Below are 14,342 nucleotides of genomic sequence, written 5' to 3' on the forward strand. Positions count from 1 at the left end.
GTTTTGAAGGGGCCAGTCAAAAAGCGCGTAAAAATGACCTGATTGCCCCCAGCTGTTTGTATCGCATAGATTTTTTCAATGCTTTTAAACAGTTATGCTCATGTTGTATAATGACGTGCACTTTAACTAAAAAAAGAGTGCGACCATGATTGATTCCTCATTGCCATTAACCGACATTCACCGCCACCTTGACGGTAACATCCGGGCCCAAACCATCCTCGATCTTGGCCGCGAGTTTAATATCACCCTTCCCGCTACCACCCTTGACACGCTGCGTCCCCACGTCCAGGTCACCAGCCTGGAGCCCGATCTGGTCAGTTTTCTCGCCAAGCTCGACTGGGGGGTGAAAGTCCTGGCCTCGCTGGAAGCCTGCCGTCGCGTGGCGTATGAGAACGTCGAAGACGCGGCGCGCAATGGCCTGCACTACGTGGAGCTGCGCTTCTCCCCACGCTATATGGCGATGACCCACCAGTTGCCGGTTGACGGCGTGGTAGAGGCAGTGATCGCCGGGGTACGTGAGGGGTGCCGCGATTTTCAGGTCGACGCCCGCCTGATCGGCATTTTGAGCCGCACCTTTGGCGAAGCGGCCTGTCAGGAAGAGCTCGCGGCGCTGCTCGCCCACCGCGATGGCATCACCGCCCTCGACCTCGCTGGCGATGAGCTGGGCTTCCCGGGGGCGCTGTTCCTTAGTCATTTTAACCAGGCCCGCGATGCCGGGTGGCATATCACCGTTCACGCTGGCGAAGCGGCCGGCCCGGAAAGTATCTGGCAGGCCATTCGTGAGCTGGGCGCCGAGCGTATCGGCCACGGGGTAAAAGCGGTACAGGATCCCGCCCTGATGGACTATCTGGCCGAGCACCGCATCGGGATTGAATCCTGTCTCACCTCGAACGTGCAAACCAGTACCGTACCCTCTCTGGCCCAGCATCCGCTGAAGCAGTTCCTTGAGCACGGCGTACTGGCGAGCCTCAACACTGACGATCCGGCGGTCCAGGGGGTCGATATTATCCACGAATACACCGTGGCGGCGCCGGCGGCGGGCCTGAGCCGGGAGCAGATCCGCCAGGCCCAGATCAATGGTCTGACCCAGGCGTTTCTGAGCGAACAGGAAAAAGCCGCGCTCATTCAGCGGGTGGCTAAAGGCTGATAGCCGGCCCGGCAGCCGCGCTGCCGGGCTATCTCTCACACAAGGCTGAGCGTGGCGCGATGCCGGGCCGACTCGATACCGAGCTCAAGCAGGGTCATGATTTGAATCGCCTCGCTGGCCGGAACCGGGTTTTCTCCCACCCCATTGAGCGCATCGCGGATAGCGGCATAGTAAGCGGGATAATTGCCCGGTAGCGTCAGCCATGTCTCCTCGCTACGTTCGTCGCCTTCGGCGCGGGTCAGGGTACCGTCACGCATATCATACCCCCAGTCCTCCTGCGGCAAACGCTCGCCATTTTTCAGCCGCTCCTCCTGCGGGTCGAGACCGTACTTGATAAAGCTGGCCCGCGAGCCGTGGACGATAAAGCGCGCGCTCTCCGCGGCGGCGAGCAATGTGCCGTGCAGCACCACCCGCCGCTGTGGATAGGCCAGCACCGCGTGAAAATAGTCGGTGGATTGCGCGCCGGGCCGAAGTTGAGCGAGATCCACCGTGATGCTCACCGGCAGACCAAACAGCACCACCGCCTGGTCGAGCAGATGCGGTCCGAGATCATACCAAATTCCACTCCCGGGCCCCGCCTGTTCCCGCCAGCGCTGGCGTACCTGCGGGCGGAAGCGGTCGAAATGGGATTCGAAGTAACACACCTCTCCCAGCAGGCCTTCGTCGATTAACGTTCTGACCGTTAAGAAATCACTGTCCCAGCGCCGATTGTGAAATACCGACAGCACCCGGCCACAGTGCTTCGCCAGGCTCTCCAGCTCACGAGCCTGTGACAGTGTCACGGTAAAGGGTTTATCCACCACCACGTGCTTACCGGCCTCCAGCGCCGCTTTCGCCAGTGGGAAGTGGGTGTCGTTCGGCGTGGCGATGACCACCAGATCGATCTCCGGGTCGTTCAGCAATTCACCCGCCGCATTGACCACCTTCGCGCCAGGCCAGTCGGCATGAACTTTGGCCGCGTCGCTGCTGGAGACCGTCGTCAGCGCCAGGCCCGGCGTGCCGCTGATTAATGGCGCGTGAAACGTTTTGCTGGCATAGCCATAGCCCACCAGCCCCACCCGGATCGCATCACTCATTTAACCGCCTCTCTTATTCAGCTGATGTCAATATCTGACTAATGAGAATATTCTTACAAAACGTGAATAAAACTTATCATTTTTTCACTTAAGGTTTTAACGCATGCGTGCAAAATCAGACAGATACCCCTTGTGATCTGCTGACCATAGAGTAACATTTCCCACTGTGTTCAAAGGATATTGAAGTGTTATGACGACTGTTTTTACTCGTATTGTAGAACTTATTGGCTGGATTGTTTTTGGGATTTCCGCACTGCTTTTGGTTATCGCGCACCATATTGATAACTACCAGTCGCCACCGCCAGCGGATGTGGTGCAGACAAAGTAGCGCCGCCGTGAAACAGTGACCCGCTTCGCAACTGTGCAACCGGTTTCAGAAACCGGTTGCACAGTTATCCTTGCTTTGATTACACTCCCTCTATCATCAGACTGGGAGTTTTTTCATGGCCGCTTTTCCGCAACATTTTCTATGGGGTGCCGCTACCGCAGCGTATCAGGTTGAAGGTGGGCACGACGCTGACGGTAAGGGACCGTCAATCTGGGATATCTACTCTCACCTGCCGGGAACCACCTTTGAAGGGACCACCGGCGATATCGCCGTCGATCACTATCACCGTTTTCGCGAAGACGTGGCGTTGATGGCCGAGATGGGCCTGCAGAGCTATCGCTTTTCCATCTCCTGGCCGCGCCTGCTGCCCACCGGGCGCGGCGAGATTAATGAAGCAGGCGTGCAGTTTTATAGCGATCTGATCGATGAACTGCTGGCGCATAATATTGAGCCGATGATTACCCTCTATCACTGGGACCTGCCGCAGGCCCTGCAGGATGAGGGCGGCTGGGAAGCACGCAGCACCGCCGAAGCCTTCGCCGAGTACGCCCGCCTGTGCTACGCCCGCTTTGGTTCGCGGGTGAAGCTGTGGGCTACCTTTAACGAGACCATCGTCTTTATCGGCCACGGCTACATTAACGGCCTGCATCCGCCGGCCGTTCGCGATCCGGCGCGCGCCATCCAGGCCTGTCATCACGTGTTTATCGCCCATGCGCTTGCGGTGAAGGCGTTTCGCGAGATGGCCGTGGCGGGCGAGATTGGTTTCGTCAATGTGCTGCAGCCGCATACCCCGCTCACCGACAGCGAGGCGGACAGGCAGGCTACCGACCTGGCTGACGCCATCCATACCCACTGGCTGTACGATCCGGTGCTAAAAGGCACCTATCCTGCTGCCCTGCTGGCGCAGACTCAAGCCCTGTGGGGAGTACCGCGCTTTGCTCCAGGCGACGACGCGCTGCTGCGAGACAACCGCTGTGACTTTATCGGTCTGAATTACTATCGTCGGGAAACGGTATCCGCCCAGCCGCCCGAAATCCCCACCGGCGGCGAGCCTGGCGTGGAGGGGTTATTCTATTTCGTGCGTAATCCGCAGAGCACTTATACCGAATGGGGCTGGGAGATCTGGCCGCAGGGGCTAACCGACGGCATTATGATGATCAAGGCGCGCTATGGCGATATCCCGATCTATATCACCGAGAATGGCCTGGGAGCGAAAGACCCGATTATTGCCGGTGAGGTGGTCGACGATCCGCGAATCGACTACCTGAGCAGCCATATTGGCGCTCTGGAAAAGGCGCTGGCGCAGGGAGCTGACGTTCGCGGCTATTATCCCTGGTCGTTTATCGATCTGCTTAGCTGGCTCAACGGATATCAAAAGCAATATGGCTTTGTCTATGTGGACCACCAGCAAAATCTGGCACGGAAACGAAAGAAGAGTTTTTATTGGTACAAATCTGTTATTGCCAGTCGCGGCGAACAGCGTTAATCTTCTCCTGCGGGCGCCATTCGGCGCCCGGTCTGATTTAGAATATTCTTAAACATCTCCCTGCTCTTCAAGGCTGGCTTTGCCCCTTGTCATGGGTTTATATAACCTGAAACATTCCACGCGGCCCCGGCAGAAGGCGCCGTTGGTTGAGAGTAGGTTTAGTGAATGCTGATAATATTCAACGTAATTATTCCGATTATAAAATGGATACGAAAATGACCGTTCTGGACTATTTATTAAAATTCCGCAAAATCAGTTCGCTGGAAAGTCTTGAAAAACTATTTGATCACCTTAACTACTCCCTGACAGACACCGAAGAGATCGTTAATATGTATCGCGCCGCCGATCACCGCCGGGCAGAGCTGGTTTCCGGCGGTAAATTGTTCGATGTGGGCCAGGTGCCTAAATCCGTTTGGCGATTCGTGCAGTAAGACTGTCATCCTTCACGCCAGTTGCTTATACTTCCCGGCCTGCTTTTATATACTGGCGTTAAATAGGGGAGAACCATGACGTCTCAATCTGCGGAACGCATCGGCGGATGGCTGCTGGCACCGCTGGCCTGGTTGCTGGTGGCGCTGCTGAGCGCCTCGTTATCGCTGCTGTTTTTTGCCAATGCCCTCATGTCGCCGCAAACCTGGGCCCTGCTGCGCGCCATGAGCACCGGACACATGGCGCTGTGGGTCGCCTCGTTGCTGTTTGCCCTCGCCATGTGGTTTTATACGCTCTGGCTGACCATCGCCTTTTTCAAGCGGCGCTCGCTGGTGCCGAAACACTATATTATCTGGCTGCTCATTACGCTGCTGCTGGCGATAAAGGCGTTTGCCTTCTCCCCCGTTTCGGATGTCCTTGCACTGCGTCAGCTACTGTTTCCGCTGCTGGCCGCCGCGCTGCTGGCGCCCTATTTTCGCCGTTCACAGCGGGTAAAACGGACCTTTGTTAATCCGTAATAACCCCACACTTAACCTGTTGTCGCCGGTATCGTTTTATTCGATAATAAGCGGCTTTTTTTCGTTTCAGGTCGCATGATGGCTGATTATTTACTGCTCTTTATCGGTACTGTCCTTGTCAATAACTTCGTTTTGGTGAAGTTCCTTGGCCTGTGTCCGTTTATGGGGGTTTCCAAAAAGCTGGAAACCGCAATGGGGATGGGGCTCGCCACCACCTTCGTGATGACCCTGGCCTCTATTTGCGCCTGGCTGATTGATACCTGGATCCTTATCCCGCTAAATCTGGTTTATTTACGTACCCTGGCCTTTATTCTGGTTATCGCCGTGGTGGTCCAGTTCACTGAGATGGTGGTGCGTAAAACCAGCCCGGCGCTCTATCGCCTGCTGGGCATCTTTTTGCCCCTTATCACCACCAACTGCGCGGTGCTCGGGGTGGCGCTGCTGAACATCAACCTGGGCCACAATTTCCTGCAGTCGGCGCTGTACGGCTTTGCCGCCGCCGTCGGCTTCTCGCTGGTGATGGTGCTGTTCGCGGCGATCCGCGAACGTCTGGTGGTGGCCGATGTCCCCGCGCCGTTCCGCGGTAATGCCATCGCGCTGATTACCGCCGGTTTAATGTCTCTGGCCTTTATGGGCTTTAGTGGTTTGGTGAAGTTGTAATGAGCGCAGTCTGGATAGCCGTGATCGCCATCAGCCTGTTAGGGCTGATTTTCGGCTTAATACTGGGGTATGCGTCGCGCCGTTTCGCGGTGCAGGACGACCCGGTGGTGGAAAAAATTGATGAACTGTTACCGCAGAGCCAATGTGGGCAGTGCGGCTACCCTGGCTGCCGCCCCTATGCGGAAGCGGTGGGCGTGCAGGGTGAGAAAATTAATCGCTGCGCGCCGGGTGGCGAAGCGGTGATGTTAAAAATCGCCGCCTTGCTCAACGTCGACCCGCAGCCTGTCGATGGCGACGAGCAGGCAGCCGAGCCGGCCCGCATGCTCGCCGTGATTGACGAGCCGAACTGCATCGGCTGCACCAAATGTATTCAGGCGTGTCCCGTGGATGCCATTGTCGGGGCGACCCGCGCCATGCATACCGTGATGAGCGACCTATGCACCGGCTGCAACCTGTGCGTTGCCCCCTGCCCGACCCAGTGCATTTCACTCGTTCCGGTGGCGACCACCCCGGAGACCTGGAAATGGGATCTGCACACGATCCCGGTGCGAAATATTCCTGTGGAACAACATGTTTAAGCTATTTTCCGCTTTCCGAAAAGACAAAGTCTGGGATTTTAACGGCGGTATTCACCCGCCGGAGATGAAAACCCAGTCAAACGGCACCCCGCTGCGCCAGGTTTCCCTGCCGCAGCGCTTTGTGATCCCGCTGAAGCAGCACATCGGCGCCGAAGGCGAACTGTGCGTCAAAGTAGGCGACCGGGTGCTGCGCGGCCAGCCGCTAACCCGCGGTTGGGGAAGAATGCTGCCGGTTCACGCCCCCACCTCCGGCACCGTTGCCGCTATCGCCCCGCACACCACCGCCCATCCATCCGCGCTGGCGGAGATGAGCGTGATCATTGACGCCGACGGCGAAGACCGCTGGATCGAACGCGACGGCTGGAGCGACTACCAGACCCGCACACGTGAAGCGCTGATTGAGCGCATCCACCAGTTTGGCGTTGCCGGCCTCGGCGGCGCCGGCTTCCCCACCGGCAGTAAACTGCGCGGCGGCGGCGATAAAATTAAAACGCTGATCATTAACGCCGCCGAGTGCGAACCCTATATCACGGCGGACGACCGCCTGATGCAGGACTGCGCGGCGCAGATTGTCGAAGGGATCCGCATCCTCGCCCACATTCTGCAGCCTGACGAGGTGCTGATCGGCATTGAAGACAATAAGCCGCAGGCCATCTCCATGCTGCGGGCGGTACTCTGCGACGCCCATGGCATTTCGCTGCGCGTGATCCCCACCAAATACCCCTCCGGTGGCGCCAAGCAGCTCACCCAGATTCTCACCGGGAAACAGGTGCCGCACGGCGGTCGTTCTTCGGACATTGGCGTGCTAATGCAGAACGTCGGTACAGCCTACGCGGTGAAACGCGCGGTAATTGACGGCGAACCGTTAACCGAGCGCGTGGTCACCCTCACCGGCGAGGCGGTAACCCGGCCGGGCAATGTCTGGGCGCGCCTTGGCACGCCGGTGCGCCATCTGTTGAACGACGCCGGATTCTGCGCCAGCGCTGAGCCGATGGTGATCATGGGCGGCCCGCTGATGGGCTTTACTCTGCCGGGGCTCGACGTCCCGGTAGTGAAGATCACCAACTGTCTGTTAGCGCCCTCCGCCAGCGAAATGGGCGAGCCGCAGGAAGAAAAAGGCTGCATTCGCTGTAGCGCCTGCGCCGACGCCTGCCCGGCCGATCTGCTGCCGCAGCAGCTGTACTGGTTCAGTAAAGGCCAGCAGCACGATAAAGCCACCGCTCACAATCTGGCGGACTGCATCGAATGCGGCGCGTGCGCGTGGGTATGCCCAAGCAATATTCCGCTGGTGCAGTACTTCCGCCAGGAGAAAGCCGAGATCGCGGCGATTCGTCTGGAAGAGCAGCGCGCTGCGGAAGCCAAGGCGCGATTCGAGGCGCGACAGGCGCGCCTGGAGCGTGAGAAAGCGGCCCGCGCCGAGCGGCATAAAAAAGCCGCCGTCCAGCCAGCCGCCAAAGATCAGGATGCGATTAACGCCGCCCTGGCCCGGGTACGTGATAAACAGCGCGACGCAGCGCAGCCTATCGTGATTCAGGCCGGCGCCAGACCGGATAACAGCGAGGCGATTGCCGCCCGCGAAGCGCGGAAGGCCGAAGCCCGGGCGCGTAAAGCGCAGCAGCAGTCCGCGCCGGTGGAAACTCCGTCGACCGACGCAGCCGATCCCCGCAAGGCGGCGGTGGAAGCCGCTATCGCCCGCGCCAAAGCGCGCAAAGCCGAACAGCAGGCCGCGCCGGCGGAAACCCCGCCAGCCGAGCCGGTCGACCCGCGCAAGGCGTCGGTGGAAGCCGCTGTCGCCCGCGCCAAAGCGCGCAAAGCCGAACAGCAGGCCGCGCCGGCGGAACCCCCTCCAGCCGAGCCGGTCGACCCGCGCAAGGCGGCGGTGGAAGCCGCTATCGCCCGCGCCAAAGCGCGCAAAGCTGAACAGCAGGCCGCGCCGGTGGAAGCCCCGCCAGCCGAGCCGGTCGACCCGCGGAAGGCCGCGGTGGAGGCCGCTATCGCCCGCGCCAAAGCGCGCAAAGCCGAACAGCAGGCTGCCCAGGCGGAAGCCCCGGCGGCCGATCCGGTCGACCCGCGCAAGGCTGCGGTGGAGGCCGCTATCGCCCGCGCCAAAGCGCGCAAAGCCGAACAGCAGGCTGCCCAGGCGGATATAGCGTCAACCGCAGCCAATGACGACCCACGCAAAGCGGCCGTCGCCGCGGCGATCGCTCGCGTTCAGGCGCGCAAAGCAACACAGCAGGCAGTTAACGAGGAATAAATGGTTTTCAGAATCGCAAGCTCCCCCTATACCCATAACCAGCGGCAGACCTCGCGCATTATGCTGCTGGTGCTGCTCGCCGCCGTGCCTGGTATTGTGATCCAGACGTGGTTTTTCGGCTGGGGCACCGTCCTGCAGATTGTCCTCGCCGCCCTGACGGCCTGGGCAACGGAAGCCGCTATTCTCAAACTGCGCAAACAGCCTGTTGCGGCCACCCTGAGGGATAACTCCGCCCTGCTCACCGGCCTGCTGCTGGCGGTGAGTATTCCGCCGCTGGCCCCCTGGTGGATGGTGGTGCTCGGCACCGCCTTTGCCGTAGTGATCGCCAAGCAGTTGTACGGTGGACTCGGCCATAATCCTTTCAACCCCGCAATGATCGGCTACGTCGTGCTGCTGATTTCGTTCCCGGTGCAGATGACCTCCTGGCTGCCTTCTTACGAGATTGCCGCCCATATCCCGACGTTCAGCGATACGCTGCAGATGATCTTCACCGGTCATACCGCCGTCGGAAACGACATGGCCACCCTGCGGCTGGGTATCGACGGCATCAGTCAGGCCACCCCGCTGGATACCTTCAAAACCTCCCTGCATGCCGGGCATAGCGTCCAGCAGGTACTGCAGTTGCCGGTTTACGGCGGCGTTCTGGCGGGGCTGGGCTGGCAGTGGGTGAATATCGCCTGGCTGGCGGGCGGTCTGTTTCTGCTGTGGCAGAAGGCGATCCGCTGGCATATCCCGGTCAGCTTCCTCGTCAGCCTTGGCCTGTGCGCAACCCTCGGCTGGATCTTCTCGCCGCAGAGTCTGGCCTCGCCGCAGATGCATTTATTCTCCGGGGCCACCATGCTTGGCGCCTTCTTTATTCTGACCGACCCGGTGACGGCCTCGACAACCAACCGCGGACGTCTGATCTTCGGCGCCCTCGCCGGCCTGCTGGTGTGGCTTATTCGCAGCTTCGGCGGTTACCCGGACGGCGTGGCGTTTGCCGTTCTGCTGGCGAATATTACCGTGCCGCTGATCGATTACTACACGCGCCCGCGCGTGTATGGCCACCGTTGAGAGAGCGATGATGTTAAAAACGATGCGAAAACACGGCGTCACGCTGGCGCTTTTTGCCGCCGGCTCCACCGGGCTAACGGCGGCAATCAATGAGCTGACCAAAAGCACCATCGACCAGCAGGCGGCCCTGCAGCAAAAAGCGTTATTCGACCAGGTTTTACCTGCCGACCGCTATAATAACGATCTGCTCAAGAGCTGCTATCTGGTCAGCGCCCCGGCGCTGGGCAAAGGCCAGCATAAAGTGTGGATCGCCAAAAATAACGACCAGCCGATTGGCGCGGTCATGGAAGCCACCGCGCCGGACGGCTATTCCGGAGCGATCCAGCTGCTGGTGGCCGCCGATTTTAGCGGCACGGTCCTCGGCACCCGCGTGACCGAGCATCATGAGACCCCGGGTCTGGGGGATAAAATCGAGCTTCGCCTGTCGGACTGGATCACCCATTTTGCCGGGAAAGTCATCCACGGTCAGGGCGACAGCCATTGGGCGGTCAAAAAAGACGGCGGCGATTTTGACCAGTTCACCGGCGCCACCATCACCCCCCGGGCGGTGGTCAATGCCGTTAAGCGCGCAGGCCTGTATGCACAAACGCTGCCTGCGCAACTTCCTGAATTCAGCGCCTGTGGAGAGTAACCATGAGCGAAGTTAAAGACGTCATCGTCCAGGGTCTGTGGAAAAACAACTCCGCTCTGGTTCAGCTGTTAGGGATGTGTCCCCTGCTGGCAGTCACCTCGACGGCCACCAACGCCCTTGGGCTGGGTCTGGCGACCACCCTGGTGCTGACCCTGACCAACCTGACCATCTCCAGCCTGCGCCGCTGGACCCCGGCGGAGATCCGCATCCCGATCTACGTGATGATCATCGCCTCGGTAGTGAGCGTGGTGCAGATGCTGATCAACGCTTATGCGTTCGGTCTGTATCAGTCTCTGGGGATATTTATCCCGCTTATCGTCACCAACTGCATCGTGGTAGGCCGTGCCGAAGCCTTTGCCGCCAAAAAAGGGCCGGCGCTGTCGGCGCTGGACGGTTTCTCTATCGGTATGGGGGCCACCTGCGCGATGTTCGTGCTGGGCTCCCTGCGCGAAATCCTCGGCAATGGCACGCTGTTTGACGGCGCCGACAGCCTGCTTGGCAGCTGGGCAAAGGTGCTGCGCATCGAGGTTTTCCATACGGACACCCCTTTCCTGCTGGCTATGCTGCCGCCAGGCGCCTTTATTGGCCTCGGCATGATGCTGGCGGTAAAATACCTTATCGATGAACGTAGCAAGCAGCGGAAGGCGCAGGCGGCCCGGGCCGACGCTGTCGCCCCGTCTGACGCGACAGGGAAAGCGTAACATGAACAAAGCCAAACGCCTGGCGATCCTGACCAGGCTGCGGGACAATGATCCCCACCCCACCACCGAGCTGCACTTCAGCTCGCCGTTTGAGCTGCTGATTGCCGTCCTGCTCTCGGCGCAGGCAACCGACGTGAGCGTCAATAAAGCGACAGCCAAACTCTACCCGGTGGCCAACACGCCCGCGGCGATGCTGGCGCTGGGGGTGGAGGGCGTGAAATCCTATATTAAGACCATCGGCCTGTTTAACAGCAAAGCGGAAAACGTCATCAAAACCTGCCGGATCCTGCTGGAGCAGCACAACGGCGAGGTACCAGAGGACAGAGCGGCGCTGGAGGCATTGCCCGGCGTGGGCCGCAAAACCGCCAACGTGGTGCTGAATACCGCCTTTGGCTGGCCGACGATCGCCGTGGACACCCATATCTTCCGTGTTTGCAACCGGACGCAATTCGCCCCCGGGAAAAACGTCGAACAGGTGGAAGAGAAGCTTCTGAAGGTCGTTCCCGCCGAGTTTAAGGTCGACTGCCATCACTGGCTTATTCTGCACGGCCGTTACACCTGCATCGCTCGCAAGCCGCGCTGCGGCTCCTGCCTGATTGAAGACCTTTGCGAATTCAAAGACAAAGTCTACGCCTGAGCGCCTTTCTCACGACCATAGCCTCACTCTGGGTTATGGTCCGTATTTAGCTATTTAACCCGCCGTTAACACCGCATAAACCGCATTTTGCTGGGCAATTATCCGGTTATATAACAAACAACTAGCTCATTCATTTTTTATCAACGCAAAATTTCTATATATTTGTGATCCAGATCATGCTCGCAACTCAATGTTGAACGAATGTTATGAAAATGGAAATTAAAGTCAGGTAATACAACGGCTGAGCAAAGATTGCCAGGATAATAGCCCATGAATTTTTAGGATAATGGACCATATCACTACCTCACTGCGCGATCAGCAGAATATATCGCCATTTTGGCGAAAAGCGGGCAATCAAAAAGATAAAAATATCAACGATAACGTAACGGTGAAATTTAACTCTGGATAACATTCATATGTCCGGAGCATTATGCCACCCTGATTATGTGTAACAGATTATTACAAAAGCCTTGCCTGATACGCCAGGATAGTGAACATTACCTGCCGTTTTCCCTCCAAGAATAACTATAAAGGCGGCGGTCCAACGAGATTGCGCCCCGAACACCCCCCAGTAAATATGGGATGTAAAAAAAGAGGTATATGTGTCTACTGCAAACAATAAACCAGCAGAAAGCGTGAGTCTGAACGCTTTCAAACAACCACGCGCGTTCTATCTCATTTTCTCGATCGAGTTGTGGGAGCGTTTTGGTTACTACGGCCTGCAAGGGATCATGGCCGTTTACCTGGTAAAACAGCTGGGTATGTCGGAAGCGGATTCCATTACTCTGTTCTCCTCCTTTAGCGCGCTGGTTTATGGCCTGGTCGCCATTGGCGGCTGGCTGGGCGATAAAGTGCTGGGTACTAAACGCGTCATTATGCTGGGCGCTATCGTGTTGGCCATCGGCTATGCGCTGGTCGCCTGGTCCGGCCATGACGCCGCTATCGTCTATATGGGTATGGCGACTATCGCCGTCGGTAACGGCCTGTTTAAAGCCAACCCGTCTTCCCTGCTCTCTACCTGCTATGACAAAAACGACCCGCGTCTGGACGGTGCATTTACCATGTACTACATGTCCATCAACATCGGTTCGTTCTTCTCGATGCTGGCAACTCCGTGGCTGGCCGCGCGTTTCGGCTGGAGCGTCGCCTTCGCCCTGAGCGTGGTGGGGATGGTGATCACCATCATCAACTTCGCCTTCTGCCAGAAATGGGTGAAACAGTACGGTTCGAAACCGGACTTTGCCCCGGTGCATATGGGTAAACTGCTGGCGACCATCGCTGGCGTGGTGGTGCTGGTCGCTATCGCGACCTGGCTGCTGCACAACCAGGGTATCGCACGCATGGCGCTGGGCGTCATCGCGCTGGGTATCGTGGTGATTTTCGCCAAAGAAGCGATGGGCCTGAAAGGCGCCGCGCGTCGGAAAATGATCGTCGCCTTCCTGCTGATGGTAGAAGCGATCGTCTTCTTCGTACTGTACAGCCAGATGCCGACCTCTCTGAACTTCTTCGCTATCCGCAACGTGGAGCACTCGATCCTCGGCATCGCCTTCGAGCCGGAACAGTATCAGGCGCTGAACCCGTTCTGGATCATGATTGGTAGCCCTATTCTGGCCGCCATCTATAACAAGATGGGCGACCGCCTGCCGATGCCGCACAAGTTCGCTATCGGTATGGTGCTGTGCTCCGGCGCGTTCCTCGTCCTGCCTTTAGGGGCGAAGTTCGCCAGCGACGCTGGTATCGTCTCGGTTAACTGGCTGATCCTGAGCTATGCGCTGCAGTCTATCGGTGAGCTGATGATTTCCGGCCTCGGCCTGGCGATGGTCGCTCAGCTGGTTCCTCAGCGTCTGATGGGCTTCATTATGGGCAGCTGGTTCCTCACCACCGCCGGTGCGGCAATCATCGCCGGGAAAATCGCCAACCTGATGGCGGTACCGGAAAACGTCACCGATCCGCTGGTGTCGCTGGAAGTGTACGGTCATGTGTTCCTGCAGATCGGTATCGTCACCGCGGTCATCGCCGCCCTGATGCTGCTGACCGCGCCGAAGCTGAACCGAATGACTCAGGACGACAGCGCGGACGTAAAAGCACGCGAAACCGCGGCAGCCTGACGCCGCAGGGAAAACCAATTATTTTTAAGCCGCTAACGTTAGGTTAGCGGCTTTTTTTTTACCCCTGGCGGGACTAACATACAGAAAACTGCAGCCACGAGGAGTAACGCATGAAACTGTTCTACAAACCCGGCGCCTGTTCCCTCGCCTCACACATCGCCCTGCGCGAAAGCGGCCTGGATTTCACTTTGCAGAGCGTGGATCTGGCAAGGAAACAGCTGGAAAACGGGGAAGATTATCTGCTGATCAACCCGAAAGGTCAGGTGCCGGCGCTGCTGCTGGATGATGACATCCTGCTCACCGAGGGCGTGGCTATTATGCAATACATCGCCGATCAGGTGCCGGACCGCCATCTGCTGGCGCCCGTGGGCTCCGTTGCCCGTTACCAGACCCTGGAATGGCTGAACTACGTGGCTACCGAACTGCATAAAGGCTTTACGCAGCTCTTCCGCCCGGACACCCCGGAAGACTATAAGCCCGTTGCCCGCGCGTTGCTCGAGAAAAAACTGCAGTACGTGGATGCCTCGCTGGCGGATAAACAGTGGCTGACCGGCCATCGCTTCACCATCGCCGATGGTTATCTGTTCACGGTGCTGCGCTGGGGCTATGCGATTAAACTGGATATGGCCGCCTGCGGTCATATCGGCAGCTGGATGGCGCAGGTGGCGGCGCGTCCGGCAGTGGCTGACGCACTGGCGGCGGAAGGCTTAAAGTAAGACCAGACTCTGCCCGGCGG

General features: G+C 58.6%; 15 protein-coding genes. 14 read left to right on the forward strand and 1 reads right to left on the reverse strand.

The window, feature by feature from the left end; genetic code table 11:
- Positions 1-145: 145 nt before the first annotated feature.
- Complete coding sequence (add, locus tag GQR96_RS13305) at positions 146-1,147, forward strand: adenosine deaminase (RefSeq protein ID WP_004202835.1); 1,002 nt, start codon at positions 146-148, stop codon at positions 1,145-1,147.
- 35 nt (positions 1,148-1,182) lie between these two features.
- Here the strand turns inward: add and GQR96_RS13310 are convergent, their stop codons facing one another.
- Positions 1,183-2,223 (reverse strand): oxidoreductase, encoded by a 1,041-nt coding sequence (locus tag GQR96_RS13310; protein WP_065904391.1) that lies wholly within the window; start codon positions 2,221-2,223, stop codon positions 1,183-1,185.
- A gap of 190 nt (positions 2,224-2,413) precedes the next feature.
- On the opposite strand from GQR96_RS13310, the gene blr reads away from it, so the two are divergent.
- The 13 genes from blr (at position 2,414) to gstA (ending at position 14,322) form a co-directional block, all read left to right on the forward strand.
- Positions 2,414-2,551 (forward strand): division septum protein Blr, encoded by a 138-nt coding sequence (blr, locus tag GQR96_RS13315; protein WP_012541534.1) that lies wholly within the window; start codon positions 2,414-2,416, stop codon positions 2,549-2,551.
- Between the two features lie 115 nt (positions 2,552-2,666).
- A complete protein-coding gene (locus GQR96_RS13320) occupies positions 2,667-4,037 on the forward strand; it encodes a GH1 family beta-glucosidase (RefSeq protein ID WP_060655927.1) in 1,371 nt (456 codons plus the stop codon).
- 215 nt (positions 4,038-4,252) lie between these two features.
- Positions 4,253-4,468, forward strand: a complete 216-nt coding sequence (gene ydgT, locus GQR96_RS13325; protein WP_004202843.1) for a transcription modulator YdgT — start codon at positions 4,253-4,255, stop codon at positions 4,466-4,468.
- Positions 4,469-4,543: 75 nt separating this feature from the next.
- Positions 4,544-4,984 carry a DUF2569 domain-containing protein gene (locus tag GQR96_RS13330; protein ID WP_004202845.1) on the forward strand — a complete coding sequence of 147 codons (441 nt, stop codon included), beginning with the start codon at positions 4,544-4,546 and terminating at the stop codon, positions 4,982-4,984.
- A 78-nt stretch (positions 4,985-5,062) separates the two neighbouring features.
- Complete coding sequence (gene rsxA / locus GQR96_RS13335; protein WP_002907658.1) at positions 5,063-5,644, forward strand: electron transport complex subunit RsxA; 582 nt, start codon at positions 5,063-5,065, stop codon at positions 5,642-5,644.
- Entirely contained in the window at positions 5,644-6,222 is a 579-nt protein-coding gene (rsxB, locus tag GQR96_RS13340; RefSeq protein ID WP_004202846.1) for an electron transport complex subunit RsxB, read from the forward strand. Before rsxA ends, rsxB begins: the two co-directional genes overlap by 1 nt.
- Positions 6,215-8,476, forward strand: coding sequence for an electron transport complex subunit RsxC (rsxC, locus tag GQR96_RS13345; RefSeq protein ID WP_065904394.1), 2,262 nt, complete (start codon positions 6,215-6,217; stop codon positions 8,474-8,476). Before rsxB ends, rsxC begins: the two co-directional genes overlap by 8 nt.
- Positions 8,477-9,529 (forward strand): electron transport complex subunit RsxD, encoded by a 1,053-nt coding sequence (gene rsxD / locus GQR96_RS13350; protein WP_017900822.1) that lies wholly within the window; start codon positions 8,477-8,479, stop codon positions 9,527-9,529.
- 10 nt (positions 9,530-9,539) lie between these two features.
- Positions 9,540-10,160, forward strand: coding sequence for an electron transport complex subunit RsxG (rsxG, locus tag GQR96_RS13355; RefSeq protein WP_004202852.1), 621 nt, complete (start codon positions 9,540-9,542; stop codon positions 10,158-10,160).
- A gap of 2 nt (positions 10,161-10,162) precedes the next feature.
- Positions 10,163-10,861: an electron transport complex subunit E gene (locus tag GQR96_RS13360; RefSeq protein ID WP_017900824.1), complete on the forward strand. Its 699-nt coding sequence runs from the start codon at positions 10,163-10,165 to the stop codon at positions 10,859-10,861.
- Position 10,862: 1 nt separating this feature from the next.
- A complete protein-coding gene (gene nth, locus GQR96_RS13365; RefSeq protein WP_023289926.1) occupies positions 10,863-11,498 on the forward strand; it encodes an endonuclease III in 636 nt (211 codons plus the stop codon).
- 602 nt (positions 11,499-12,100) lie between these two features.
- Positions 12,101-13,606, forward strand: a complete 1,506-nt coding sequence (gene dtpA, locus GQR96_RS13370) for a dipeptide/tripeptide permease DtpA (protein ID WP_004202855.1) — start codon at positions 12,101-12,103, stop codon at positions 13,604-13,606.
- A 110-nt stretch (positions 13,607-13,716) separates the two neighbouring features.
- Entirely contained in the window at positions 13,717-14,322 is a 606-nt protein-coding gene (gene gstA, locus GQR96_RS13375; RefSeq protein ID WP_069734147.1) for a glutathione transferase GstA, read from the forward strand.
- Positions 14,323-14,342: the final 20 nt, after the last annotated feature.

The sequence above is a fragment of the Klebsiella sp. PCX genome (genome assembly GCF_021869705.1).
Lineage (GTDB): Bacteria > Pseudomonadota > Gammaproteobacteria > Enterobacterales > Enterobacteriaceae > Klebsiella > Klebsiella quasipneumoniae.

What these genes read in the sequence shown, in the direction of transcription:
- add (WP_004202835.1), top strand. Translation starts at nt 146, where the DNA reads ATGATTGATTCCTCATTGCCATTAACCGACATTCACCGCCACCTTGAC.
- GQR96_RS13310 (WP_065904391.1), bottom strand. Translation starts at nt 2,223, where the DNA reads ATGAGTGATGCGATCCGGGTGGGGCTGGTGGGCTATGGCTATGCCAGC.
- blr (WP_012541534.1), top strand. Translation starts at nt 2,414, where the DNA reads ATGACGACTGTTTTTACTCGTATTGTAGAACTTATTGGCTGGATTGTT.
- GQR96_RS13320 (WP_060655927.1), top strand. Translation starts at nt 2,667, where the DNA reads ATGGCCGCTTTTCCGCAACATTTTCTATGGGGTGCCGCTACCGCAGCG.
- ydgT (WP_004202843.1), top strand. Translation starts at nt 4,253, where the DNA reads ATGACCGTTCTGGACTATTTATTAAAATTCCGCAAAATCAGTTCGCTG.
- GQR96_RS13330 (WP_004202845.1), top strand. Translation starts at nt 4,544, where the DNA reads ATGACGTCTCAATCTGCGGAACGCATCGGCGGATGGCTGCTGGCACCG.
- rsxA (WP_002907658.1), top strand. Translation starts at nt 5,063, where the DNA reads ATGGCTGATTATTTACTGCTCTTTATCGGTACTGTCCTTGTCAATAAC.
- rsxB (WP_004202846.1), top strand. Translation starts at nt 5,644, where the DNA reads ATGAGCGCAGTCTGGATAGCCGTGATCGCCATCAGCCTGTTAGGGCTG.
- rsxC (WP_065904394.1), top strand. Translation starts at nt 6,215, where the DNA reads ATGTTTAAGCTATTTTCCGCTTTCCGAAAAGACAAAGTCTGGGATTTT.
- rsxD (WP_017900822.1), top strand. Translation starts at nt 8,477, where the DNA reads ATGGTTTTCAGAATCGCAAGCTCCCCCTATACCCATAACCAGCGGCAG.
- rsxG (WP_004202852.1), top strand. Translation starts at nt 9,540, where the DNA reads ATGTTAAAAACGATGCGAAAACACGGCGTCACGCTGGCGCTTTTTGCC.
- GQR96_RS13360 (WP_017900824.1), top strand. Translation starts at nt 10,163, where the DNA reads ATGAGCGAAGTTAAAGACGTCATCGTCCAGGGTCTGTGGAAAAACAAC.
- nth (WP_023289926.1), top strand. Translation starts at nt 10,863, where the DNA reads ATGAACAAAGCCAAACGCCTGGCGATCCTGACCAGGCTGCGGGACAAT.
- gstA (WP_069734147.1), top strand. Translation starts at nt 13,717, where the DNA reads ATGAAACTGTTCTACAAACCCGGCGCCTGTTCCCTCGCCTCACACATC.